Genomic DNA, 24,375 nt, shown 5'->3' with positions numbered 1-24,375 from the left:
GACGACCCGGAAGCCTTATGAAATCTAGAGAGTGCGGCCGGCGGCTCGAGCGCCGCCGGCCGAATTCGTCTTAGCGAATGACGTAGGGCAACAGGCCCAGGAACCGCGCGCGCTTGATGGCGCGGGCGAGCTCACGCTGCTTCTTCGCGGACACTGCGGTGATGCGGCTCGGCACGATCTTGCCGCGCTCGGAGACATAACGCATCAAAAGCTTGGAGTCCTTGTAGTCGATCTTCGGCGCATTGGCGCCCGTGAACGGGCAGCTCTTGCGGCGACGGAAAAACGGGCGGCGTGCACCAGCTTCAGCCATTGTTCTTACTCCCCATCCGTCGTGTCAGCTTCGTCGCGCGAACGGCGCGGACCGCGATCGCCGCGGAAGCCGCCGTCACGATCACCACCGCGGAAGCCGCCTTCGCGGTCGCCACGGAAACCACCTTCACGCTCGCCGCGGAAGCCACCGCCACGGTCGTCACGTTCGCGATCGCGGTCGGCCTTGCGCATCATCGCGGACGGGCCTTCCTCGAGCTCTTCGACGCGCACGCTGAGATAGCGGATCACGTCTTCGCTGATGCGCTCCTGGCGCTCGATCTCGGCGATCGCCGCAGACGGCGCGTCGATGTTGAGCAGCACGAAGTGCGCCTTGCGGTTCTTGTTCATGCGGTAGGTGAGGGAGCGAACGCCCCAATTCTCGGTCTTGGTGACCTTGCCGCCGAGACCCTCGACGATGCCGGTCATCTGCGTGGTCAGCTCTTCGACCTGCTGCGTGCTCGCGTCCTGACGCGCGAGAAAGACATGCTCATAAAGAGGCATGGAAGTCCTTTCCTCATGTTGGCGCATTGCCCGGCGTCAAGCCCTTAAGAGACCTTCGGAAAGGACTCTGGGATGAAGCTCAGAAGGCGGAAACACGGGACGACGGGCCGACTGGCCCTGCCACACCAAAATCACTGAGGATTTGCTGAGACCGTCCGTTCAGCTCCCGGCCGGGGTCTGCGGATGGGCGCCTTATACGGATTTTCGTCGGCTTTGCAAGGTTGGCGGCCGTGATTTCAGCCGGATTGCCCTCAGTGGGAGCTGGTGGGGTCCAGTTCCAGTGGACATTCGGCTTGATCTATTTGTTTGTATGACATACAAATAAATCAAGGGAGAAGTATCCAATGGCGGAAAAGCCGGCCCAGGAGCCGTTCGAGGCGGCTGGTGACCCCAAGCATGCGGCGCGGGCGACGCGCTCGGCCGGGCGCAAGATGCGCTCCCTGCTGCTGGATGCGGCGAGCCCGCTGTTTCGCGAACGGGGGCTGTCGGGCACCGCGATCACCGATATCGCGGCCGCCGCCGACGCGTTTCCAAGCCAGATCACCTATTACTTCCGCACCAAGGAGGCGCTGTTCGTCGAATGCGCCTGCCGCGATCTGCTGTACCTGGCGCGGGCGACCGAGCAGGCCGCGCTGAAGGCGCGCACGCCGCGGGAGTACACCCACGCGCTCGCCGAGACCGTGACAGCGAGCGATTCGATCGCCTTTTTCGCCGAGGCGCTGACGCTGACGCGCCGGCGCCAGGATCTGGCGCCGCTGGTCGAGCGCACCATCGAGCGCCTGCACGCGGAAGGCGCGCGCGCTTATGCGGGCCAGGTGGCGCGTCATGGCTGGCGCTCGCTGCGCGCGCCCGACGAAAGCTCGCGGCGCTTCTGGGCCGTCGCCATCGGCGTCATCCTCGAAGGCTATGCCATGGGCCGCTCGCCGGAGGCGCTGTGCGCCGAAATGCTGCGCGTGCTTGGCGAGCAGGCGAAATCCACCGGCGACACCGCGCGCTTGCGTCTCGTCGACGAGCACGACGCACCGAGCAATTCGAACGAGGAGAGGTAGGCGATGACGGCGCTTCGCATGCGTGCCCGCGATTTCCTGACCGATGATCAGCTCGCTGACGTACGTCAGCGCGTGACGTGGAAAGGCGTCGCGATGATTGCTCACGCCTGGGCGCTGATATCAGGCGCGATTGCACTGGTCGCGTGGTGGCCCAATCCGATCACCTATGTTCTCGCCGTTGCCATCATCGGCTCGCGACAGCTGGGCCTTGCGATCCTCATGCATGATGGTGCGCATGGTTGCCTGTCCGCGGACGAGAAAACCAATCTGGCGTTGAGCCAGTGGCTCTGCGCCTATCCGCTCTTTGCCGAGACGCGCAGCTATCGGCGTTATCACCTCCAGCACCATGCGCGCACGCAGCAGGAGGATGATCCCGACCTGGTGCTGTCGGCGCCGTTTCCGATCACCAAACTGAGCTATCGCCGCAAGTTCATTCGCGACATCACCGGACAGACCGGCTACCAGCAGCGCAAGGCGCAATTGCTCAATGCGCTCGGGCCGAAGGACTGGCCGTGGCGCCAGCGCGCCGCGCATTTCTGGGACAAGCTCGGTCCGCAATGTCTCGTCAACGCAATGATGTTCGCTGTGCTCGCGGCGGCCGGCGTGTGGTGGGCCTACCCGCTGCTATGGCTGGTGCCGCTGCTGACCTGGATGATGGTCATCACCCGCATCCGCAACATCGCCGAGCACGCGGTCGTCCCTGATAGCAGCGATCCCCTGCGCAATACCCGCACCACGCACGCCAACTTCCTCGAGCGCCTGTTCATCGCGCCGTATTACGTGAACTACCACCTCGAGCATCATCTTCTGTTCTACGTGCCCTGTTACAATCTGCCGAAGGTGCATCGCCTGCTCAGTGAAAGCCGGCACGCCGGCCGGATGGAGGTGCAGCCGGGCTATGCGGCGGTGCTGCGGCTTGCGACGGCGAAGCCCGACCGGGACGACCGTCCGGGTCAGCTGGTCAACAGCGCACGCCGCGCGCGGGCGGGCGCTACGGTCGATGCCAACCAGACCAATGGGGGATTCTAGCGGCCGCATCCCCAGGTGTTTGCCGGTCGAAGTTCCCATCTTGGCTTGACATTCCGGCCCCGGACAGTGTCTACGGCCCCCTTTGGAGCATGATCCGGAACCATGGCCTGAGGCCGTGCGTAATCGGCTGCCGGTTCTCGATTGGGATCACGCCCGACAAGCAGGGAGCGCCGATGACGGCAGCATTCACATTTCCTGGGCAGGGATCCCAGGCGGTCGGTATGGGCAAGGCCTTGGCCGACGCCTTTCCGGTGGCGCGTGCCGTGTTCGACGAGGTCGACGCGGCGCTTGGGGAGAAGCTGACGGCCACGATCTGGGATGGTCCGGCCGAGACCCTACAGCTCACCGAGAACGCCCAGCCGGCCCTGATGGCAGTGTCTGTGGCCACTCTGCGAGTGCTCGAGGCTGAGGCTGGATTTTCCGTGGGGCGGGATGCGGCCTTCGTGGCCGGTCACTCGCTCGGCGAATATTCGGCGCTGGCTGCGGCTGGCAGCCTGACGATCTCCGACGCCGCGCGCCTGCTTCGCACCCGCGGTCTCGCAATGCAGAAGGCCGTGCCGGTCGGCGCCGGCGCCATGGCCGCGCTGCTCGGCCTCGACTACGACGCGGCCATGGAGGTCGCCAAGGAGGCGGCGCAGGGCCAGGTCTGCCAGGCCGCCAACGACAATGGCGGCGGCCAGGTGGTCGTCTCCGGCGACAAGGCCGCGGTCGATCGCGCTGTCGAGATCGCCAAGACCAAGGGCGCCAAGCGCGCGATGCTGCTGCCGGTGTCCGCACCGTTCCATTGCCAGCTGATGCAGCCTGCGGCCGATGCCATGGCCGAGGCGCTGTCGAAGGTCACGATCAAGGCGCCGGCTGCGCCGCTGGTGTCGAACGTGCTGGCGTCAGCCATCACCGATCCCGACGAGATCCGCCGCCGCCTGGTCGAGCAGGTCACTGGCACGGTGCGCTGGCGCGAGTCGGTCGCCTATATGGCAGGGCAGGGCGTCACACGCTTCTTCGAGATCGGCGCAGGCAAGGTGCTGACGGGTCTGGTCAAGCGCATTGCCGACGGGGCCGTTGGTGTGTCGGTCGGCGGTCCCAATGACATTGCCGCCGCCAAGGATGCATTGGCCGCTGCGAAGCAGGCTTGAGTTTGCGCACGATCTGACCGGAAAACCGCTGCACACTTCCGGATCGTGCTTTGGAGGAGTTTCTCAATGTTCGACCTCACTGGCAAAAAGGCGCTCGTCACCGGCGCGACCGGCGGTATCGGCGGTGCGATCGCGCAGGCGCTGCACGCACAAGGCGCCACCGTCGCGATTTCAGGGACGCGCAAGGAAGTGCTGGATGAGCTTGCCGGCAAGCTCGGCGAGCGCACCCATGTGCTGCCCTGCAATCTCTCCAAGGCCGACGAGGTCGAGGCGCTGGTGCCATCAGCGGAAGCCGCGATGGGCCAGGTCGACATTCTCATCGCCAATGCCGGCATCACGCGTGACAATCTGTTCGTTCAGCTGCGTGACGAGGATTGGGACGAGGTCATCAACGTCAATCTGACCGCGACCTTTCGCCTGGCGCGCGCCGCCACCAAATTGATGATGCGCAAGCGCTTCGGCCGCATCATTGCGATCACGTCGATCGTCGGCGTCACCGGCAATCCGGGGCAGGGCAACTACACCGCCTCGAAAGCCGGCCTGATCGGCATGATCAAGACGCTCGGCGCCGAATACGCCAAGCGCGGCGTCACCGCGAACTGCATCGCGCCAGGCTTCATCAAGACGCCGATGACCGATGCGCTCAACGACAAGCAGCGCGAGACCATTCTGGCCAAGGTTCCGGCCGCCCGTCTGGGCACGCCCGAGGACATCGCGGCTGCCGCGGTCTACCTGAGTTCGAACGAAGCAGCCTATGTCACCGGCCAGACCATCCACGTCAACGGCGGCATGGCCATGATCTGACGCTTCCTTCGGCACTGCCCACATGGGCGGGGGTGGATGCGGCAAACAGCCGTTTTCGGAGCGAAATGAGGCTTGTAGTCAAGGCAGTTGAAGTATGATAACCGGACCTTCAACGGATGGGCAAAGAACGCCATTGCAGGTTTTTGAAACCCTGTATATTGGCGATGCGGAGCCTTGGCCGTCGTTCGCCGGGCCCTGGTATCGGTTTGGATGGGGCCAAATCAAGTTCGTAAGCAAAGGCAAGTAACACGACCACGACGGCTCGTATCGTCCCGGGGGGTCGGGTCTACAGGGAACAACACGAGGTTATGCAATGAGTGACATTGGCGAGCGGGTTAAGAAGATCGTGGTCGAACACCTTGGTGTTGAACCCGAGAAGGTTGTCGACGCAGCGAGCTTCATCGATGACCTCGGCGCCGACAGTCTGGACACCGTCGAGCTGGTGATGGCGTTCGAAGAAGAATTCGGGTGCGAGATTCCGGACGACGCCGCTGAGACGATTCTCACCGTCGGCGACGCCACGAAGTTTCTCGAGAAGAACGCGAAGAGCTAAGGCTCTTCATTTTCGCGGGGACAACATTGAAACCGGACGGGCCGCTTCGCAGCGGTCAGCCGGTTTCTTGTTATTGGCCGTGAATCTTTCGATGCGGAGTTTTCGGATATGAGGCGGGTTGTCGTCACTGGTCTCGGCATGGTGTCGCCGCTCGGCTGCGGCGTCGAGCCGACCTGGAAACGCATCCTCAACGGCGAGAGCGGTGCGCGCAGGATCGAGAGCTTCGATGTCTCCGATCTGCAGACCAAGATCGCCTGCACGGTCGTGCGCGGCGACGGCAGCAACGACAGCTTCAATCCCGACAAGTGGATGGAGCCGAAGGACCAGCGCAAGGTCGACGACTTCATCATCTTCGGCATGGCCGCGGCCGGCCAGGCGCTCGACGATGCCAACTGGCATCCCGAGACCGAAGAGGACAAATGCGCGACCGGCACCATGATCGGCTCGGGCATCGGCGGACTCAACGGCATCGCCGACACTGCTATTCTCTTGAAGGAGCGAGGTCCGCGCCGGGTGTCGCCGTTTTTCATTCCCGGCCGCCTGATCAATCTCGCCTCCGGCTACGTCTCGATCGCCCACGGCCTGAAGGGCCCGAACCATTCGGTGGTGACGGCCTGCTCGACCGGCGCCCATGCGGTCGGCGATGCCGCCCGCCTGATCGCGCTCGGCGATGCCGACGTCATGGTCGCCGGTGGCGCCGAGTCGCCGATCAGCCGCATCGGCATTGCCGGCTTCAATGCCGCGCGCGCGCTGTCGACCGGCTTCAACGAGACGCCCGAGAAGGCGTCGCGTCCCTACGACAAGGACCGCGACGGTTTCGTGATGGGCGAGGGCGCCGGCGTCCTGGTCCTTGAGGAGCTCGACCACGCCCGGCGCCGCGGCGCGAAAATCTATGCCGAGGTGATCGGCTACGGTCTGTCGGGTGACGCCTATCACATTACGTCGCCGTCGCCCGATGGCGATGGCGGTTTCCGCAGCATGTCGGCGGCGCTCAAGCGCGCAGGCCTGACCGCGTCCGATCTCGACTACATCAATGCGCACGGTACCTCGACGCCGCTCGGCGACGAGATCGAGCTCGGCGCGGTGGAGCGGCTATTGGGCAATGCCGCCTCCAAGGTCGCGATGTCCTCGACCAAGTCCTCGACCGGCCATCTGCTCGGTGCGGCCGGCGCGATCGAGGCGATCTTCGCGATCCTTGCGATTCGCGATAATGTCGTTCCGCCGACCATCAATTTGGACAACCCGTCGGTGGAGACCGCAATCGATCTCGTGCCGCGCAAGGCGAAGCAGCGCGAGGTGAACGTCGCGTTGTCGAATTCTTTCGGTTTCGGCGGTACCAACGCGTCGGTGATCGTCCGGCGTCTGGCCCAATAGTTTGTGTTTGCGACGAATCCACCGTTTTGCCGTATTCGGCGATAGTCATGTCTGTGGGCGTGTGCATTTGGCTCGGCAAGTGATTGTCAGGCTGCGATTGAACCGGCAGGATTCAGGTTGCTTCGATGAGTGAAAGGCCGCCCATTTCGCCCCGGAGTCCGCGGGCAGCGCTCGAGCCCGAGCAGGTGCCGCCGCCGCCGAAGCGCTCGGAGCGGGCGCGCAATCCCTTTGTCGTGGTCGGCAACGCCATCATCACCTTGCTCCTGATCGGCATGATCGGCGCGGGCGCGGCGTATTATTACGGTCGGCAGGTGCTGGAGTCGCCGGGACCGCTGAAGGAAGACAAGGTCGTCAACATTCCCCAGCGCGCCGGTAAGCGCGACATCGCCGACACGCTGAACAGGGAAGGCGTGACCGACGTCAATCCGTGGATCTTCATCGGTGCCGTGGCTGCGCTGAAGGCGAGCTCAGACCTGAAGCCGGGCGAATATGCGTTCCAGAAGAACGCGAGCTTGCGTGACGTCATCGCCACCATCGTCGAGGGCAAGGTGGTGCAGCACGCCGTGACGATCCCGGAAGGCCTGACCTCCGAGCAGATCGTGGCGCGCCTCTCCGACAGCGACATCTTCACCGGCAGCGTGCGCGAAGTGCCGCGTGAGGGCACGCTCTTGCCCGAGACCTACAAGTTCCCGCGCGGGACCCCGCGCGAACAGGTGATCCAGCGCATGCAGCAGGCGCACAAGCGCGTGCTCGCGGAGATCTGGGAACGCCGCAGCCAGGACCTGCCGATCAAGACCCCCGAGCAGCTGGTGACGCTCGCCTCGATCGTCGAGAAGGAGACCGGCAAGCCCGACGAGCGCAGCCGCGTCGCGGCCGTGTTCGTCAATCGCCTGAAGCAGAGGATCAAGCTGCAGTCCGACCCGACCATCATCTACGGTCTCGTCGGCGGCAAGGGCACGCTCGGACGTCCGATCAAGCGCAGCGAGATCACGCAGCCCTCGCCCTACAACACCTATGTGATCGAAGGCTTGCCGCCGGGCCCGATCTCCAATCCCGGCCGTGCCTCGCTGGAGGCCGCCGCCAACCCGGCCCGCACCCGCGACCTCTATTTCGTCGCCGACGGCTCCGGCGGGCATGCCTTCACCGAGACCTACGACGCGCACCAGAAGAACGTCGCCAAGCTCCGCGCGATGGAGAAGCAGATCCAGAACGACACGGTTGAGCCAGCCGATGACGCGCCGGCGCCGGCCGCGCCTGCGGCCGCAGACACGGCCCCGACCGCGACCACGCCGCCCAAGCCGACCCAGCAGAAGAAACCGCCAGCGCGGCCCGCCCGGCAGGGCGCGGTGCAGCCGTCGTCGCCGGTGATCCAGCGCTAGGCCTGCTCCCATCGGGGGTCCCTGCAGACCTGGCTGCGGACTTTGCGGATTCCACTTTCCTGCAAAATAGTCTTAAGATTCGCGTGGCCTGATGGCCTCGCGAATCCCATGTTTCCGGAGAATTTGACCTGATGGCGCTGTCGTCCATGACCGGCTTTGCGAGATGCCACGGCGCAAGCGGGCCGTATACGTTCGAATGGGAGTTGAAGTCGGTCAATGCCAAGGGCTTTGACCTCCGGGTGCGGCTGCCGCAGGGGTTCGACGAGCTCGAGGCCCACGCCAAGAAGCGCGCGGGTGAACTGCTGTCGCGCGGCACCGTCTACGCCAATCTCAACGTCAAGCGGACCAATGCGGCCGCCACCGTCCGCGTCAACGAGGACGTGCTCAACGCCGTGCTGAAGGCCGCCGCCGTGATCTCCGGAAAGGTCGACGCGGTCGCGCCGAGCATCGACGGTCTGCTCGCCATCAAGGGTGTCGTCGAGGTCGCCGAGCCCGAGGGCGACGAGGAGGAGGACAAGGCCGCGCGCGCCGCTGCCGCCGAGGCCTTCGACAAGGCGCTCGACGAACTCGTGGCGATGCGCAAGCGCGAGGGCACCTCGCTCGGCCAGATCCTGACCCTGCGGGTCGACGAGATCGAGCAACTTTCGAAAAAGGCCGAGGCCGCGCCGGGGCGCAAGCCCGAGGCGATCAAGGCGAAGCTCGCCGAGCAGATCACAGCTCTGCTCGATACCTCCGATCGTTTCGATTCCGACCGCCTGATGCAGGAAGCGATCCTGATCGCGACCAAGGCCGACATCCGCGAGGAGCTCGACCGCATCGCCTCGCATGTCGCGCAGGCTCGCGAGCTGATCGGCAAGGGCGGCCCGATCGGCCGCAAGCTCGACTTCCTGGCGCAGGAGTTTCACCGCGAGGTCAACACCTGCTGCTCGAAGTCGAACGACATCGAGCTGACCAATATCGGGCTCGCCATGAAGAACGTGGTCGAGCAATTCCGCGAGCAGGTCCAGAATCTGGAGTGATCGATGACGACTGGCGGTCACGGAACTGACGGTGTCGAACGGCGCGGATTGATGTTCGTGCTGTCCTCGCCATCGGGCGCAGGCAAGACGACGCTGTCTCGGATGCTGCTGGAGCGAGAGCCTGGCCTGAAGATGTCGGTGTCGGCGACCACGCGTCAGATGCGGCCGGGAGAGGTCGAAGGGCGCGATTATTTCTTTGTAAGTAAGCCCAAGTTCGAAACTATGGTGGAACAGGGCGAACTGCTCGAATGGGCCACCGTCTTTGACAATCTATACGGGACGCCGCGTGCTCCTGTGGAGGCGGCACTGTCGGCCGGGCAAGACGTGCTGTTTGACATCGATTGGCAGGGCACGCAGCAACTGCATCAGAAGGCGAGCGTCGACGTGGTTCGCGTGTTCATCCTGCCGCCTTCAGCGGCCGATCTCGAGAAGCGGCTGCATTCGCGCGCGCAGGATTCGGACGAGGTCATCCGCAAGCGCATGAGCCGCGCCAGCCACGAGATGAGCCACTGGGCCGAGTATGATTACATCGTCATCAACCACAATGTTGATGATGCCTTCGCAGAGGTGCAGTCGATCCTGAAGGCTGAACGCCTCAAGCGCGAGCGGCGGACTGGCCTCGTGAGCTTCGTGCGAGGGCTGCAAGGTCAGCTTCAAGGCTAGGTTCGAAGCTGGGCTGCGACAGCCGCGGCCCTTCCGCTGCCAGCCGTTCGAGCAGCGCCGTGATGATGTCGATGTCGACGGACTTTTCGTCGCGCGCGTGATCTTCTTCGTGGTGCGCGTGTTCTTCGTGCACCTCCGCGTCGCCTGCGTGCTCTTGATGGGCATCCGCATCGCGATCGACCGTTTCCTCATCATGGCTGTCGGCCGCGAGCTGAAGCGCTGGCGCCTCGATCTCGAATTCGCCCTCGAAATAGTCGATCTCGGCCTCGTCCTCGGTCTCGTCGACCTCTGCGGTCGCAATCTCTGTGGGACGACCCTGCGCAGCGATCCGACCGATCGCATCGCTGAATGCGGCGATCTGGCGGGCTTGCGGACGAATGGCGTCGAAGTCGATCGGAAGCGGCCGTTCCACACGTGGCGCAGGTGCCGGTACTGCATTGAGCCAAGGCGCGCGGCTGTCGTCGCGATCCTGCCTGTTGTCCCAGTTTACGCGGCGATCGGCCGTCTGCACGCGCACGCGTCCGCCGGCGAAGCGGTAGATCACGCTGGCGAGGAGGCCGGCCAGCGCGAGCGCGCCACCGATGACGAGCAGCAACATCTGGAGCGAGCCGGTCGGTTTTTCGGCTGCGCTATCTGTCGCGGCGGGTGTCGCCGGAGCAGGGGGCGTGGTCGGTTGCGCGCTCGGCTGCTCGGCGGCCGTTTCAGGCGCGGAGGCGGGCGCAGATTGCGGCGCGGGTGAAGTGGTGGCCGCGGCGGCATCGGGATCACGTGTGACGGCTGCGGGCTGCGGGGCATTGCCATCCGCGGCGATACCAGGCGCCGGCTGCGGTGAGGCTGTGGCCGGTGCCGGGGCGCTCGCTGCGGGGCTGGTCTGCGGCGCGACATATTCTGCACGTGCGTTCTGCACCGATGGTGGCGCAGCGGGAACTGCATCGGGCGTATCTGATGTCGTCTGCGCGCTCTGGGTGGCCTTGCTGCCTTCGGCGCGCAGATACCAGCATTGCCGCTTGGTCGCGCGGTCCAGCCGGTAGAACCAGTGCTGGCCCTGCGGCGTGGCGCCCTTGGGCGAAGCGAGGCAATCGCTGGCGGCATTGGTCGTGCTTGCAGCGCTGGGCGGAGTCGGCGCGTTCTGCGAAACGGCAGCCAAGGGTGCGCCGGCAATGACGGTGCCAATCAGCGCGGACATAAATTTTGCGGTGCGGTTGCCCATCCTGGTCTCCCGGTTACGCATGACGCAACTCGTTACCTTCCCTTTCTCAACAAAGAGTTAGGTGGCAATGAGCCGCAAATCCGGAGAGGATGTGGCCTGAATCGGGCCTGCGCGGCGTTCGTTCCGTCGCGAATTGGGTCATTTCGAGGGCATCAGAACAGCGCGCGGTTCCGTGCTGCCGATGAAATGGCGGGCGCACCCCTTCTATCTCCACACGTTCGCCAGCTTCAGCGCCAGCAGGCCCAGCACGCCGCTGATCAATCCCACCATCACGTAGGATTGCGCGAACACGCCGGTCTGGATGAAGACCTGACAGGCGATGACAAAGCAGATCGCGGTGAGGAGGAGGCCTGCACAGCCGACGACGATCGCGAGATAGCGGATTGCCGTTGCGATGGGCCTTGCTGAGGATGCAGGTTCGGTCATGCGGGGGGCAGCCATGCGGCGGACGACGCGCTTCTCTGCCATCGCGTAAGCGGCAAGAGCGTCACTTGCCCGCGCAGCAATCGACCAGCGCGCGCCAGATGCGCGCGATCTCGACATTCCTCTGAAGCTCGAGGACGTGGTTCTCGGTCACATGGGGGGATTGGACTGCGGCGTGAAGTTCGCGCGGCGCGATCCAGCGTTCGGAGATCGGATCGTACCATTTTCCTGGACTGACCAAGTTCGTGTCTCCTGCGTTCGAATCCCCCTGGTGTTCGGCTATCCCATGCGCCGGTTGCTGGTGTTCTGGGTGAGATTGCCATGCGCAGCCTGCTCACGAATGTTCTGCTTCTCGTCGTCGCGATGGCCTTTGGTGGTGTCGACGGGAACTGTCGGCGTACTGCCGGCGCCTTTGTGGCTCTGATTCTCGTCGGGAACTGGCTGCACCGTTTTTGTCAGCGGCTTCGTCATGCAATTCAGACTCCGTCGTTGCCTTGACGAGAGGGCAACGCGGCGCACGCGCGCAGTGTTCCAAGCCCTCGGGTCTGATGTGATCGGGGCCAGCCTGACGTGATCGGGGGTAGGGCGGAGCGCTAGTGTTTCGAGACGTCTTTCTCGTCGCCCGCTGCGTTGGCTTGTCGTTGCGGATCGCGGTGTTTGCCGATCATCCGCTTGATGTCATCGAAGGCTTGCAGCAGAGGCGGAGTCAGGGACAGCAGCGTTCCCATCGCAATGGCGATGATGGTGTGGCGCAACGAGACCTTCTCGTCCTCGTCCACAGCATAGGCGTGCCGGCCGATCGGGACAGGCGCAAGCCCGCTCGAAGCGCGCGTCTGGTCTGGCTTCCGCGGCTTGCGCGGCGGAATCATGATCACGACGAAGAGGACGTTGATGAGGAGCCAGATGCTCAGGATGATAAGTACGGTCTGCATTGAAAAACCAAAGGTCAGGAAATGTGCTGGCGATTTAAGCAGCCATTGAACGCCGTTCGCGCGCCAATGCAAGTTGTGCTTTGGATTAACGTAACTTTCCGGGGTGGCGGCTATCGGAATTCGGCAGGTTTGGTGTGAAACCTCGCGACGCGGGACTGGAATTCAGCTTCCGGGACCGGGACATTGGCGGGCACCGGCATGCCGCGCCTCTTCACGTTGCACACTTGCCACGCCTCGAACTTTGTTCTTCTCCGGAGAACTACGGAATTTCGAAACGGAGCGGGGCGCTCTGTTCAGGAGTGAACAGAGGCATGCGCGCATTGAACTGTCCATGTCCGCCGCGTGGGCGCCGCCGGCCGCTCTACCCGCGGGCTTCGCGCGCGGCCGACAAGCGGCTCAGGTTCCGATATGCGTCGATCGCTTTGTTGGCGAGCATCAGCGGCCGGCGCTCGCCGGTTCTGAGCTGCGCCTCGATCGCATCGAGAATGAAGTTCGCCGAGGTGTCAGGCGGGCCGAGCTCGCCGCTCTTCTCGAGGAAGCTCCAGGCGATGAAGAATGCGCTCTCGACCGTGCAGCGAATGGACATGCGCTGCCAACGCCGTGCCCGGACGGCCGTTCCGCGCGCGGCGGCGAGCCGGCCATCTTGTCGCGCGTCAGCACACGCTGAGAGGTGCCGCACCTCTCTCGCCCTCGCCGGGGAGAGAGGAACCCTAGCGAGCCGACATCATCTGTGTCAGTTCTTTAGCACGATGCGGCCGACCACCTTGCCGGCGCGCAGCTCGTCGATCCACTTCTGGACATCGCCCATCGGCTCTTCGCGCATCGGCGTCGGCTTGATCTTGCCAGCGCGGGCGAGCGCCATCAGCTCGTGGGCTTCCGCGAGCGTGCCGACCATGAACCCCTCGACGGTGAGGCGCTTGTAGACCCATTGCACCATCGGCAGCGTGAACTGACCGCCCATCAGGCCGGACACAACGACCTTGCCGCCGCGTGCGGCGACAGCGACCGCAAATGCCATCGACTTCTCGTTGCCGGCGAAATCGACGACCTCGTCGAAGCCGCCGTCGGTCTCCTTCAGGATGCGCTTGATCACGTCGGGCTCGGACGGATCGTAGGCGCCAGCTGCTCCGTTCTTCAGCGCCGTCTCGCGTGCGGCCGGCGACAGATCGGCGACCGTGATCGGCTGCTTGAACATGGCTTGCGCGAACGACAGGCCCATCATGCCGACGCCGCCGAGACCGATCAGCAACAGATTGCGCTGACGCGGACGATCGACCAGGCGCTTGAGCGCGCCGTAGGCGGTGACGCCGGAGCACATCAAGGTCGCGGCCTGGTTGACGGGCAGGGGATCGTAGTCGAGCAGATATTTCACGTCGGGCACCAGCACGTGGGTGGCGAAGCCGCCGTCGATGGAGACGCCGAGGAAACGCTGTTTCGCGCAAAGATTTTCGTCGCCGGCCTTGCAGTCGCGGCACTGGCCGCAGCCGATCCAGGGAAACACCGCCTTCTTCGCGCCAATCAGACCAGCGGGCACTTCGGGGCCGACTTCGTCGACGACGCCTGCGATCTCGTGGCCGAGCGTGAAGGGCAGCGTCATGCCGCGCGTGGTGTCGAGCTTCTTGCCGCCGCCGAGATCGGCATAGCCGTCCTGGATGTGCAGGTCGGAATGGCAGAGTCCGCAGCGCTCGATGCGCACCAGCACTTCGGCGCCTTGGGGTTTTGGCGTGTCGACGATGGTCTCGCACAGTGGCGCATCAAACTTGACCAGGGACTGCCGACGCATCAACGCCATTTTCTTTCCTCCGGAATTCACCAAAGCGCGGTGATCGCGCTTTGGTTTTGTCAATTAAGCATGATCTCGTCGGAAAACCGCTTCGCACTTCGCGCTAACGCGGCCCTTCGGGTGCGGATCATGCTTTGTCACGCTTCGCTGCGTATATCTGCCAATTCACGGGCCATGGCAACAAAGCCTGAGATCGGAATGGTCTCGGCGCGCCGCGTCGCATCGACGCCGGCGGCTTGTGCCAGTCGCGCCGGATCGACACCGAGCGATTTCAGGCTCTGGCGCAGCATCTTTCGGCGCTGGCCGAAGGCGGCGGCCGCGACCTGTTCGAGCAGCCTGCGATCGCAGGGCAGCGGCTCGGCGCGCGGCACCAGGCGCACGACGGAGGAGGTGACCTTCGGCGGCGGCACGAAGGCGGAGGGCGAGATGTCGAACAGGATCTTGGTCTCGCAGCGCCAGTTGGCGAGCACGCCGAGACGACCATAGGCCTCCTCGTCCTCGCGTGCGACGATGCGTTCGCCGACCTCGCGCTGAAACATCAGGACCATCATGTCGAACCAGGGCGGCCAGGGCTCGACGGTCAGCCAGTTGATCAGGAGCTGGGTCGCAATGTTGTAGGGCAGGTTGGCGACGATCTTGGCGCGTTCGCCTGCGAGCAGCGGTCGCGGATCGAAGGTCATGGCGTCGCCATGCACAATCTCGAGCCTGTCAGGATAGCGCGCGGAAATATCATTCAGCGCCGGGATCGCGCGCTCGTCGTGCTCGATCGCTATCACGCGTCTGGCGCCGAGCGCGAGCAGCGCGCGGGTCAGTCCGCCGGGACCGGGGCCGATCTCGACGATGGTGCTCTGGTCGAGTGGCGCGGCCGCGCGGGCGATACGCGCGGTGAGATTGAGATCGAGCAGAAAGTTCTGGCCCAGCGATTTGCGCGCCGACAGCGCATGCTGGCGAATGACCTCGCGAAGCGGCGGGAGGTCGTCGATCGCGCTCATCAGCTGTTTGCAGCCGCCATGCGGCTGGCGAGCTTCAGGGCAGCGATCAGGCTCGCCGGATTGGCCTTGCCGGTGCCGGCAATGTCGAAGGCGGTGCCGTGATCGGGCGAGGTGCGGATGAAGGGCAGGCCGAGCGTGACGTTGACGGCATCGTCGAATGCCACCGTCTTGATCGGGATCAGCGCCTGGTCGTGATACATGCAGACCGCGCAGTCATAGGTGCTGCGCGCAGCTTCGTGGAACATGGTGTCGGCGGGCAGCGGTCCCCTGGCGTCGATGCCGTCGTTGCGCAGGACTTTGAGCGCCGGCGCGATCACGGTCTGCTCCTCATGGCCGAGCGAGCCGTCCTCGCCGGCATGTGGATTGAGCCCTGATATCGCGATGCGCGGCCGCGCAATGCCGAAGTGCGACGAGAGCTCGGTCGCGACGATGCGCACGGTGGAGACGATGAGGTCGCTGGTGAGCTGGGTGAGGGCATCCCGCAGGGACACGTGGATGGTCACCGGCACGACGGCGAGCCGCGGCGACCACAGCATCATGACCGGCTGCGGCACGCGGCCGTCAATGGCGGCGAGCTCGGCGAGAAATTCGGTGTGGCCGGGATGGCGGAAGCCAGCGCGGTAGAGCACGCTCTTGGCGATCGGGTTGGTGACGACGGCGCTGGCGAGCCCTGCGCGCACGTCGCTGACGGCCTGGCGGATCGAGGCGAGCGCCGCGGGTGCGCTCGATGCATCAGGCTTGCCGGGGCTGGCGGTCGCCCGCTCGCCGGTCGCGACCACGGGCAGGGCGTCTGCGAAGGCCGCCTCAGCCTCGCCAGGGTTGACCGAGGCGGTCCTGACGTCAGCGCCGAGCGCCTGTCCGAGCACCTTGGCGCGCTGCGCGATCAGGGCTTCGTCGCCGAGCAGGTAGAAGGCGGGCAGGTCAAGTTCGCGGCGCCTCAGCCAGGCTGCGATGGTGATGTCGGGGCCGATGCCGGCGGGCTCTCCGAGCGTGAGCGCGAGGGGCTTTGCGGGAAAGGTCGCCATCAGCGGTTGCGATATTCGATCATCGCCGCTTTGCGAAGCTCGTCGAGATAGGCCTTCTGGGTCTTCTCGTACTTCTCCTGATACATCTTCTCGCGGATCTCGCGCTTCTTCGGCGTATCGATCAGGGTCGGCTTGCGCCCGCACAGCACCACCATCTCGATGCCGGCCTTGGTCACTTCCGGGGCGGTCAAATGGCCGATCGGAGTGTCGTCGAGCACCTTGCGCAAAGCTTCCGGCAGGTCAGCGGTGGTCTTGGTGACACTCTCGCGGATGGTGGCGTTCGGCGTCGAGCGGAACAGCGAATTGGCTTCGTCGCAGCTCGTGACGCGCTGACGATAGCTCTCGGCTTCCTTCATGCGCGTCTCCTGGAAGGCCGAGGACGAGCCGCGCGGCACGATCAACACGATCGGCTGCATTTTGTATTCGGTGCCCTCGATCTGGAGCTTCTCGTTGCCTTCGGCCCGCACCTTGTCGGCGACGTCCTTCTCGCCGACGATCAGCTTCTCCTTGTAACGGCCGCGCACGAGGCTGGTCCAGACCATCTCGGACTTCATGCGTCCCTTCAGCGTTTCGGGACGCACGCCTTTGGTCTCGAGCGACTTGGTGAGCTGCTCGGGCGAGATGCGCATGCGCTGCGCCATGCCCTCGTAGGACTGGTTGATGTCGGAGACGCCGGGGTCGACGCCGTATTTCTTGCCTTCCTTCATCTTGATCTTGTCGTCGATCAGCTCGTTGATGACCTCCTGACGGCCCGGCGTCTTCTGCGTCGTCAGCTGGTCGAGCTTGGAGCGCTGCTCGATGTCGAAATCGGTGATCGGATCGCCGTTGACCATGACGACGATGTTCTGCGCACGGGCCGGTGCGCCGGCCAGAACCAGGACGGCACCGAGGACGAGAAGGGGCAGGCGGAAGACAGGCAATGGGGTCGTCATGGTTGTCGCTCGCATCTCAGCCGAGGTGATCCTGCGATCGGGAGCGCGCGGCCGGCATTTTGGACGGGTTCACTGGATGCCGGCGGAACTGCTGGACCCAGTCGAGGTCGCCAGCGTGCGCAGGCCGATCTGGAACATGAACGCGTGGCTCAGCACGGGCGGCGTGGTGCCCGCAGAATAGCTATACGAAGTTACATAGTTCGCCGCCAGCACGAAGCAATCGTCGACATAGCCGGCGCCGAGCACATATTGGTTGATCTTGTTGGCTTCGAGGTCCCAGCGCGCCGAGCCCGTCACCACCCAATTGGTGGCGACCTTGATCGAGCCCGAGGTCAGGATGCCCTCGCGGCGGGTCAGATAGCCGAGCTCCGGCTGCGCCGCGTAATTGCCGTACATCATGCTGACCGACCAGCGATTGAAGTTGGCGCGGCCTTCCGCCTCGAAGCGCTGGATGTTCCAGGTCTGCTCGTCCATGCGGGAGCGGACGCTGAACGTATAGGTGCTGTTCGGCGAATAGGCGGCGCTGGCGACGTAGTCGGAGCGCGGCTTGTCGAGGCCGGAATCCAGGCCGGTGTTGATGGTATCCTGCACCGCGTAGGAGTTCAGGCCGAACAGCTGGTAGGACTGGCCGAACAGCACCTTGACGGCGCCGCCCTTGTCGAACTGCGTGGTCGCCTGCACGCCGACATTGGCGCGCCCGCCGCCTTCGACGCGGTCGTAGCCGGAGAACTTGTCGACGCTGAACAGGTTCGTGGTGTCGAATACCATGCTCTGGGCGTCTTCGTTCGGAAGCTTGCCGGCATAGGTCTCGTTCGGGCGGATGATGAGCTGCGCGATCGGCTCGATCGTGGTCGAGCCCCAGGGCTGAACGTTGATGAAGGGATAGCGGTATTCGAGGCCGACGGTCGGCATCAGGCGGAACGCCTGGGTGTCGCCGACGGGCAGGTAGTTCGACACGCCCGGCTGGTTGGAGATGTCGGCGTTGATCGCGTCGGCACGCAGGATCGCGAACGGCGTCCAGATCTCGCCGAACGGGTCGGTGTAAGACTTGCGCCACTGCGCCTCCGCCGTCAGGCGGGTGTAGGTGCCGGGGACGCCGCGCAACAGACATCCATTCGGCATGCTGCGTGCACCGGGGTCGGCCGACAGGATTGTGCAGAGGCCGGAGGTGTTGGAGGTCGTTGTGATCGGATCGAACGCCGCATCATTACGCGTTAGGTTGATGAAGTTGGTCTTGTAGGAGACCTCGCCGCCGAAGATCGGATAGTTGAGCACGTTCGAGTAGTCGATCACGGGATAGACGACCGGGACCTGCTGCTGGTTACCCGAGAAGCTCAGCCAGTACATCGTCCGCGCGTCGAAGAAGCTGCGGTTGCCGACGCCGGTCAGATAGAGCTGCGACAGCGCATCCGTCGGCAGGTTCAGGAACGAGCCGAGCGGGTCGCGATAGGCCGACAGGCGATAGTCCGACATGAAGTAATAGTCGGAGAGCAGGACGCCGTCCCAGCCCCAAACCCATTTGTCGTTGAGCGCAAACTGGCCCTTGGTCTCGACGCCGCCGCGGAACTGGCGATCGCCCGGCAGGCCGGCGAAGTTGCCGGGATTGAGCTGGTCGATGCCATAGACGCGGACCTGGTAGGCGCCGTCCATCAGGCGCTGGCGGAATTCGGCCTGGAACAGCACGCCCTGCTTGGAGGTGATGCGCGGGCTGAAGGTCGCGTCCATGTCGGGCGCGATCGCCCAGTAGAACGGAACTTCGACGCCGTAGCCGAACGCCGTGTAGGAGGTGAAGCCCGGCATCAGGAAGCCGGTCTTGCGCTTCACGGTCGGGTCCGGCGTCGAGAAATAGGGCATGTAGGCGAGCGGCACGCCGAAGAATTCGAGCTGCGCCGTCTCGAAATACAGCATCTTCTCCTGCTGGTCGTGGATGATGCGGGCACCCTTGACCTGCCAGAGCGGCGGCTTCTTCGGATCGTCCTTACACGGCGCGCAGGCGGTGTAGACGCCATTCTCGAACACCGTGTAATTGCCGCTGGAGCGGTCGGCGCGGGTCGCAGCCATGCGGGTCTGGTCGGCGGTGTCGACGCGCAGCGAATCGACGAAACCGTCGCGGTAGTCGTCGGAGAGATCGAGGATCTCGGCATAGGTGATCTTGCCGTCGGCATCCGTCATGCGGATGTTGCCTTCGGCATGGAGCCGCTTGGTCTTCTGGTCGTAAATGACCCGGTCGGCCTCGACGCTGGTCCCGTTGTAGAACAGCTGGACGTTGCCGACCGCGGAGACGCGCGAATTGTTGTAGTCGTAATCGACCTCGGTCGCCTGCACGAGCATCTGCCCGTCATTGGCGGCCTTCGGCGGCGTCGGACGTGGCGGCCGCGGATTGTAGGTGAAGCTCTGGGCGGCGGCAGGCGCCACCGCGGCAAGATCGATCATGCCGGCGAACGAGGCGACAGCGACGACGGCCAGCACGAGCTTGCGAATGGACAAGCCACCTGCGTTCGCGCGCACCAGGGTGCGCGGCGCCCAGCCAGCCAGATGTCCTCGGCGGACGGCCGTCACTATCCGTCCTCCTGATACAGCAAGGCCAAAAAGCCGGTGAGGCCGCCCACCACCACGGGCAACCACGCCGCAGCGATCGGATGCATCAACTCAGCCTTGCTCAAGTCTTCAGTCACTTTCGACAGAACGTAGAGCAGAAAGCCTGCGCCCACGCCACTCAAAACCATCTTCTGTACGCCACCCATCCGGAAGAAGCGCAGCGACACGGAAGCCGCGAGCATCACCATGGCGGCGAGCAAAAACGGCTGTGCCAGCAGCTTGTGATACTGGAGTCGATATCCCGCTGTCGCGAACCCCGAGCTCTCGGAGGAGCGGATGTAGCTCGGTAGTTGCCAAAAGGACACAGTCTCGGGTGTGGAAAAGCTGTTGCGAACCTGCGCTTCGGTCAGCGTCGTCGGAATCTCCAGGCTCGCCTGGTCGACCGGCGGGGAGTCCAGCGAGAAGCGGCGTACACCCTTGAACAGCCAACGACCGGCTTCGAGCGTCGCCTCGCGCGCCTCGATCCGCTCCCTGAAATGCTGCTCTGTATCAAACCGGAACAGCGTGAGCCCGGTCAGCCGGACACCTTGCTGCTCGCTGCGCGCCGCGTTGATGATGGTCTGGCCGTCGCTGGTCACCTGGTTGAGCCAGAAGCCGGATGCGTCCTGGATGCCGCCGCCGGGCGCCGAGCCGAACAGCTCGGCCTCCATGCGCTTGGAGAGCTCGCGCAAGTTAGCCGACATCGGATTGTAGACGGCGGTGGCGATCACGCCGATCAGGAGCGCGCTGCCGAGCGCCGGGGAGATGAACTGCCAGGCCGAGATGCCGGCGGCGCGCGCCACCACGAGCTCGAGCCGGCGGGAGAGGGCGAGATAGCAGGTCATGGCGCCGATCAGCATGCAGAACGGCGTCAGCTTCTCCAAGAGCTGCGGCACCCGGAACAGCGAGGTCTCGGCCACCATGATCGCGGAGGCGGACGCAAGCCCTGAGGTCTTGCGCACCATCTCGATGTAATCGACCAGCACGAGCAGCAGGAAGATGCCCGCGAACACGCCGAGTGCGGCGACCACGAAGCGGCCGGCGAAATAGCGCCCGAGCGTGTTGGTGAGCATGCTCATGCGGCGGCCGGCCGTCCGAGCAGCCGCGCGATCCGCGCGTTCGATCTGTTGATCGCTTCCATCAGGCCGGCAGGCGGCTCGACCACGATGCCGCCGATGATCATCCACAGCCCGACGCCGATCGCGCCCAGAACCATCACGTATTGAAACAGCACCGGACCGGGCGATTTCACGGCCATCACCGAGCAGGCAAATCCCGCCATGCGCAGGCCGAACACGGCGAGCACCGAGCCGCCGATCGAGAAGTTGCGGCTCTGGCGGGTGGTGCGCGGCGCGCCGAGGAAAGCGAAGGTCAGCACCGCGAAGGCGAAGGGATAGATCGGCGCGAGCAGGCTGTCATGCAGGGCCGAGCGGAATTGCCCGGGAATCTGCTTGTAGACAGGGTCGTCCTCGGACGGCGAGAACAGCTCCCACAGATAGCGTTCGCGAATGCCGAGCGTGACGTCGTGGCCCTGGTTGCCGAACTTCGACATGTCGAAGCCGTAGCGGCCGAACGCCACCAGCGCAGGGTCACGCTTGCCGGCCTCGAAGCGCTGCAGATTGCCGTCCTTGAGCACCAGGAACGAGCCGTTCTCGTTCTTCACCACCTCGCCATGCTCGGCGACGATCGAGACGCGCTCGTTCGGATCGCGGCGGTCGTCGATGAAGATGCCGGCGAGGATGCCGCCGGGCAGCCGCTCGCGAATCCGGATCGTGAGATTCTTGTCGAGCTGGGCGAAGCGGCCCGGCTGCAGGATGTTGGTGAGCACATCGGCGGTGATTTCGGCGTCCCACTGCTTGATCCGCCGCATGCCGTCGGGCGCCAGATACGCCGCGATGAAGGCGACCAGCAGCCCCACCACGCAGGTGGCGTAGAAGAACGGGTAGAACAGCCGGAACGGCGAGAAGCCGGCGGCATTCATCACGATGATCTCGGAATCGGTCGCGAGCTTGTTCAGCGTGTGCGAGATCGCGATCATCAGCGCGATCGGCGAGATGATCAGCACCAGCGCGGGGATCACGAGGCTGGTGATGCCGAGGAAGGTCATGATGGTCTGACCCTGGCTCGTCATCAGGTCGATACCGCGCAACGCCTGCGTAATCCAGATCACGCCGGTGAGGCTGACCAGGACCAGCGCAAACGACGCCAGCGTCGTGCGGAAAATATACCTGTCGATCGACCCCATGCGCTACCGCACGAATCCCACCAAGTCCCCAACGCGCACCGGAAGCCGGGCTCTCCGACCAATCCCTGACAGGGATCCCCAAGGCCGGCCAATCACCTCTTCCGGAGGCTTACTTTCTCACTACCATCCCTTTGATCCGTCAACAAAATGGCTGACCCAAGGCACCCTCACCCTATGGTTAATATTTCCCTCAATGTGACCTCCCGGCCACGGGCGGTGCTTGGCAGCGACAGCTGATCTCGCCCATAGTGGGGAGCGACGAGTGAATCGCCGTTCAGCTCCGGCCTGCGGCCGTGTCGGTTGGCCGGCAAAAAGATCCATGTTTTCGAGGAGTTACCCATGTCCGATGCCATCAAGGTCGGCTTTGTCCCAATGGCGCCTGCCGCCCGTGGCATTCTGGTCGTGTTCTGTGACGATGCTCTGAAGGTCGGTGCCGCGACGGCCAAGGCGCTCGGCGGGGCAGTCGAGCTCGTGAAGCGGGCGGCGGCCGCCGCCTCATTCAAAGGCAAAAGCGGCGCGGCCCTGGACATCCTTGCTCCGGAAGGCGTGAAGGCCGAGCGGCTGATCGTGATCGGGACCGGCAAGGCCTCGAGCCTGAAGGGCAACGACTTCCTCAAATTCGGCGGCCTGGCGGCCGGCAAACTCAAGGCGGGTACCGCGGCCATGACCATCATGGCGGAATTGCCTGATGGCGCCATGAACACCGAGCAGGCGGTCGCGATCGCCTCGGGCCTGCGCTTACGCGCCTACAAGTTCGACCGCTACAAGACCAAGAAGAAGGACGGCGAGGAGGGCGCGCTGCGCGCCGATGTCTCGCTCGCGGTCGGCGATGTCAGCGCTGCAAAGAAGGCCTTTGCCGCGGCCGGTGCGGTGGTCGATGGCGTCATCATCGCGCGCGATCTCGTCAACGAGCCGCCGAACGTGCTGTATCCCGAGGAGTTCGCGCGCCGCGCCGGCCAACTGCGCAAGCTCGGCGTCAAGATCGAGGTGCTCGACGTCAAGGCGATGCAGAAGCTCGGCATGGGCGCGCTGCTCGGCGTCGGCCAGGGCTCGGTGCGGCCGAGCCGCACCGTGATCATGCGCTGGGACGGCGGCAAAAAAGGCGAGGCGCCGGTCGCCTTCGTCGGCAAGGGCGTCTGCTTCGACACCGGCGGCATCTCGATCAAGCCGGCCGGCAGCATGGAGGACATGAAGGGTGACATGGGGGGAGCAGCCTGCGTCGTCGGCTTGATGCATGCGCTCGCCGCGCGCAAGGCCAAGGCCAATGTGGTCGGCGCCATCGGCCTCGTCGAGAACATGCCCGACGGCAACGCGCAGCGGCCGGGCGACATCGTCACCTCGATGTCGGGCCAGACCATCGAGATCATCAACACCGACGCCGAAGGCCGCCTCGTGCTGGCCGACGTGCTCTGGTACGTGGCCAAGAAGACCAAGCCGAAATTCATGGTGGACCTCGCGACCCTGACCGGCGCGATCGTGGTCGCGCTCGGCACCGATCATGCCGGCATGTTCTCCAACAACGATGAGCTCGCCGAGCGCCTGCTCGCGGCCGGCATCGAGAGCGGCGAGAAGGTCTGGCGCCTGCCGCTCGGCCCCGAATACGACAAGCTGATCGATTCCCAGTTCGCCGACATGAAGAACACCGGTGGCCGCCACGGCGGCTCGATCACCGCGGCGCAGTTCCTGCAGCGCTTCGTCGACGGCACGCCCTGGGCGCATCTCGACATCGCCGGCACCGCGATGGGCGCGCCCAAGACCGACATCAACCAGAGCTGGGGAAGCGGCTATGGCGTCCGGTTGCTCGACCGCCTGGTTGCCGATCATTACGAGCGCAAATGACGGAAGTTCTCTTCTACCATCTGCAAAACATGACGGTTGAGAACGTCTTGCCGCCGCTTCTCGAGAAATCGCTCGAGCGCGGCTGGCGGGTCGTGGTGCAGTCGACCTCGCCGGAGCGCGCCGATGCGCTCGACGCGCACTTGTGGACCTATCGCGACGATTCCTTCCTGCCGCATGCGACATGGCGGGTGAACGACGTGGCCGAGCAGCCGATCGTGCTGGCGATCGAGGCGGACAATCCCAACGGCGCCAATGTCCGCTTCCTGGTCGACAACGCCGCGCTGCCCGAGGACGCGGAAGGCTATGAACGGATGGTGCTGCTGTTCAACGGCGATGACCCGGACGCGCTTGCGACGGCCCGCAGCACCTGGACGGATTGCAAGACGCGCGGATTTGAGGTCACCTATTGGCAGGCCGACGAACGGGGCCGGTGGCAGCGGCGGAATTAGCGCCCTCATTGGCCCCCTTGCGCAATTAATGATAATTTGGACTTTCGCAGCTACACTGGTTTTGGCCACCTTCGTGCCGCAAAGTGATGTTGGGACAATCGCTTAGCGCTGATCCTTGACGTGGGGAATTTAGTTTATCGTGCGACATCAAAAGC

General features: G+C 64.6%; 26 protein-coding genes. 11 read left to right on the top strand and 15 right to left on the bottom strand.

Annotated elements, in window-relative coordinates; translation table 11 throughout:
• Window positions 1–70: 70 nt before the first annotated feature.
• Window positions 71–310 (bottom strand): 30S ribosomal protein S18, encoded by a 240-nt coding sequence (gene rpsR / locus XH89_RS22200; RefSeq protein WP_007592020.1) that lies wholly within the window; start codon window positions 308–310, stop codon window positions 71–73.
• Window positions 311–315: 5 nt separating this feature from the next.
• Window positions 316–810, bottom strand: a complete 495-nt coding sequence (rpsF, locus tag XH89_RS22195; RefSeq protein WP_194462551.1) for a 30S ribosomal protein S6 — start codon at window positions 808–810, stop codon at window positions 316–318.
• A 344-nt stretch (window positions 811–1,154) separates the two neighbouring features.
• Here rpsF and XH89_RS22190 point away from each other — a divergent pair, with 344 nt between their 5' ends.
• From XH89_RS22190 to gmk, 9 genes are all read left to right on the top strand, one after another.
• Complete coding sequence (locus XH89_RS22190) at window positions 1,155–1,859, top strand: TetR/AcrR family transcriptional regulator C-terminal domain-containing protein (RefSeq protein WP_194462550.1); 705 nt, start codon at window positions 1,155–1,157, stop codon at window positions 1,857–1,859.
• A 3-nt stretch (window positions 1,860–1,862) separates the two neighbouring features.
• A complete protein-coding gene (locus XH89_RS22185; protein ID WP_194462549.1) occupies window positions 1,863–2,888 on the top strand; it encodes a fatty acid desaturase family protein in 1,026 nt (341 codons plus the stop codon).
• A 173-nt stretch (window positions 2,889–3,061) separates the two neighbouring features.
• A complete protein-coding gene (gene fabD, locus XH89_RS22180; RefSeq protein WP_194462548.1) occupies window positions 3,062–4,021 on the top strand; it encodes an ACP S-malonyltransferase in 960 nt (319 codons plus the stop codon).
• Window positions 4,022–4,087: 66 nt separating this feature from the next.
• Window positions 4,088–4,825, top strand: a complete 738-nt coding sequence (gene fabG, locus XH89_RS22175) for a 3-oxoacyl-[acyl-carrier-protein] reductase (RefSeq protein WP_194462547.1) — start codon at window positions 4,088–4,090, stop codon at window positions 4,823–4,825.
• Window positions 4,826–5,138: 313 nt separating this feature from the next.
• Window positions 5,139–5,378: an acyl carrier protein gene (locus XH89_RS22170; protein WP_008130699.1), complete on the top strand. Its 240-nt coding sequence runs from the start codon at window positions 5,139–5,141 to the stop codon at window positions 5,376–5,378.
• Window positions 5,379–5,486: 108 nt separating this feature from the next.
• Window positions 5,487–6,752 carry a beta-ketoacyl-ACP synthase II gene (fabF, locus tag XH89_RS22165; RefSeq protein ID WP_194462546.1) on the top strand — a complete coding sequence of 422 codons (1,266 nt, stop codon included), beginning with the start codon at window positions 5,487–5,489 and terminating at the stop codon, window positions 6,750–6,752.
• A 125-nt stretch (window positions 6,753–6,877) separates the two neighbouring features.
• On the top strand, window positions 6,878–8,131 hold the full coding sequence (gene mltG, locus XH89_RS22160) for an endolytic transglycosylase MltG (RefSeq protein ID WP_194462545.1): 1,254 nt from the start codon (window positions 6,878–6,880) through the stop codon (window positions 8,129–8,131).
• 131 nt (window positions 8,132–8,262) lie between these two features.
• Window positions 8,263–9,150, top strand: coding sequence for a YicC/YloC family endoribonuclease (locus XH89_RS22155; protein ID WP_194462544.1), 888 nt, complete (start codon window positions 8,263–8,265; stop codon window positions 9,148–9,150).
• Between the two features lie 3 nt (window positions 9,151–9,153).
• A complete protein-coding gene (gmk, locus tag XH89_RS22150) occupies window positions 9,154–9,813 on the top strand; it encodes a guanylate kinase (RefSeq protein ID WP_194462543.1) in 660 nt (219 codons plus the stop codon).
• Here gmk and XH89_RS22145 read toward each other — a convergent pair.
• From XH89_RS22145 to lptF, 13 genes are all read right to left on the bottom strand, one after another.
• Window positions 9,746–11,023, bottom strand: coding sequence for a hypothetical protein (locus tag XH89_RS22145; protein ID WP_194462542.1), 1,278 nt, complete (start codon window positions 11,021–11,023; stop codon window positions 9,746–9,748). The two genes, gmk and XH89_RS22145, sit on opposite strands and share 68 nt — an antisense overlap.
• 204 nt (window positions 11,024–11,227) lie before the next feature.
• Window positions 11,228–11,449, bottom strand: a complete 222-nt coding sequence (locus XH89_RS22140; protein ID WP_194462541.1) for a hypothetical protein — start codon at window positions 11,447–11,449, stop codon at window positions 11,228–11,230.
• 61 nt (window positions 11,450–11,510) lie between these two features.
• Window positions 11,511–11,687 (bottom strand): hypothetical protein, encoded by a 177-nt coding sequence (locus tag XH89_RS22135; RefSeq protein ID WP_194462540.1) that lies wholly within the window; start codon window positions 11,685–11,687, stop codon window positions 11,511–11,513.
• Between the two features lie 38 nt (window positions 11,688–11,725).
• A complete protein-coding gene (locus XH89_RS22130; protein ID WP_194462539.1) occupies window positions 11,726–11,917 on the bottom strand; it encodes a hypothetical protein in 192 nt (63 codons plus the stop codon).
• A gap of 122 nt (window positions 11,918–12,039) precedes the next feature.
• Window positions 12,040–12,450: a phosphonate metabolism protein PhnM gene (locus XH89_RS22125; protein ID WP_246767585.1), complete on the bottom strand. Its 411-nt coding sequence runs from the start codon at window positions 12,448–12,450 to the stop codon at window positions 12,040–12,042.
• A 289-nt stretch (window positions 12,451–12,739) separates the two neighbouring features.
• Window positions 12,740–12,964, bottom strand: a complete 225-nt coding sequence (locus XH89_RS22120) for a hypothetical protein (protein ID WP_194462537.1) — start codon at window positions 12,962–12,964, stop codon at window positions 12,740–12,742.
• Between the two features lie 147 nt (window positions 12,965–13,111).
• The gene (locus tag XH89_RS22115) at window positions 13,112–14,170 is read right to left on the bottom strand and encodes an alcohol dehydrogenase (protein WP_194462536.1); all 1,059 of its coding nucleotides are present in this window, start codon (window positions 14,168–14,170) and stop codon (window positions 13,112–13,114) included.
• A 128-nt stretch (window positions 14,171–14,298) separates the two neighbouring features.
• Window positions 14,299–15,153: a 16S rRNA (adenine(1518)-N(6)/adenine(1519)-N(6))-dimethyltransferase RsmA gene (gene rsmA / locus XH89_RS22110; protein WP_194462535.1), complete on the bottom strand. Its 855-nt coding sequence runs from the start codon at window positions 15,151–15,153 to the stop codon at window positions 14,299–14,301.
• Window positions 15,153–16,178, bottom strand: a complete 1,026-nt coding sequence (pdxA, locus tag XH89_RS22105; protein WP_194462534.1) for a 4-hydroxythreonine-4-phosphate dehydrogenase PdxA — start codon at window positions 16,176–16,178, stop codon at window positions 15,153–15,155. The genes rsmA and pdxA overlap by 1 nt, the downstream gene beginning before the upstream one ends.
• Window positions 16,178–17,110 carry a SurA N-terminal domain-containing protein gene (locus XH89_RS22100; protein ID WP_194462533.1) on the bottom strand — a complete coding sequence of 311 codons (933 nt, stop codon included), beginning with the start codon at window positions 17,108–17,110 and terminating at the stop codon, window positions 16,178–16,180. The genes pdxA and XH89_RS22100 overlap by 1 nt, the downstream gene beginning before the upstream one ends.
• A 69-nt stretch (window positions 17,111–17,179) precedes the next feature.
• Window positions 17,180–19,669 (bottom strand): LPS-assembly protein LptD, encoded by a 2,490-nt coding sequence (locus XH89_RS22095; protein ID WP_246767584.1) that lies wholly within the window; start codon window positions 19,667–19,669, stop codon window positions 17,180–17,182.
• Window positions 19,669–20,766 carry an LPS export ABC transporter permease LptG gene (gene lptG / locus XH89_RS22090; protein ID WP_194462531.1) on the bottom strand — a complete coding sequence of 366 codons (1,098 nt, stop codon included), beginning with the start codon at window positions 20,764–20,766 and terminating at the stop codon, window positions 19,669–19,671. Before lptG ends, XH89_RS22095 begins: the two co-directional genes overlap by 1 nt.
• Complete coding sequence (gene lptF / locus XH89_RS22085) at window positions 20,763–21,932, bottom strand: LPS export ABC transporter permease LptF (RefSeq protein ID WP_194462530.1); 1,170 nt, start codon at window positions 21,930–21,932, stop codon at window positions 20,763–20,765. The genes lptG and lptF overlap by 4 nt, the downstream gene beginning before the upstream one ends.
• 339 nt (window positions 21,933–22,271) lie before the next feature.
• On the opposite strand from lptF, the gene XH89_RS22080 reads away from it, so the two are divergent.
• Together XH89_RS22080 and XH89_RS22075 are read left to right on the top strand one after the other, a co-directional pair.
• Window positions 22,272–23,771 (top strand): leucyl aminopeptidase, encoded by a 1,500-nt coding sequence (locus XH89_RS22080; RefSeq protein WP_194462529.1) that lies wholly within the window; start codon window positions 22,272–22,274, stop codon window positions 23,769–23,771.
• Window positions 23,768–24,220 (top strand): DNA polymerase III subunit chi, encoded by a 453-nt coding sequence (locus XH89_RS22075; protein WP_194462528.1) that lies wholly within the window; start codon window positions 23,768–23,770, stop codon window positions 24,218–24,220. The genes XH89_RS22080 and XH89_RS22075 overlap by 4 nt, the downstream gene beginning before the upstream one ends.
• Window positions 24,221–24,375 lie beyond the last annotated feature (155 nt).

The sequence above is a fragment of the Bradyrhizobium sp. CCBAU 53340 genome, from assembly GCF_015291645.1.
GTDB lineage: Bacteria > Pseudomonadota > Alphaproteobacteria > Rhizobiales > Xanthobacteraceae > Bradyrhizobium.
This window is presented reverse-complemented; position numbering and strand designations above follow the sequence as displayed.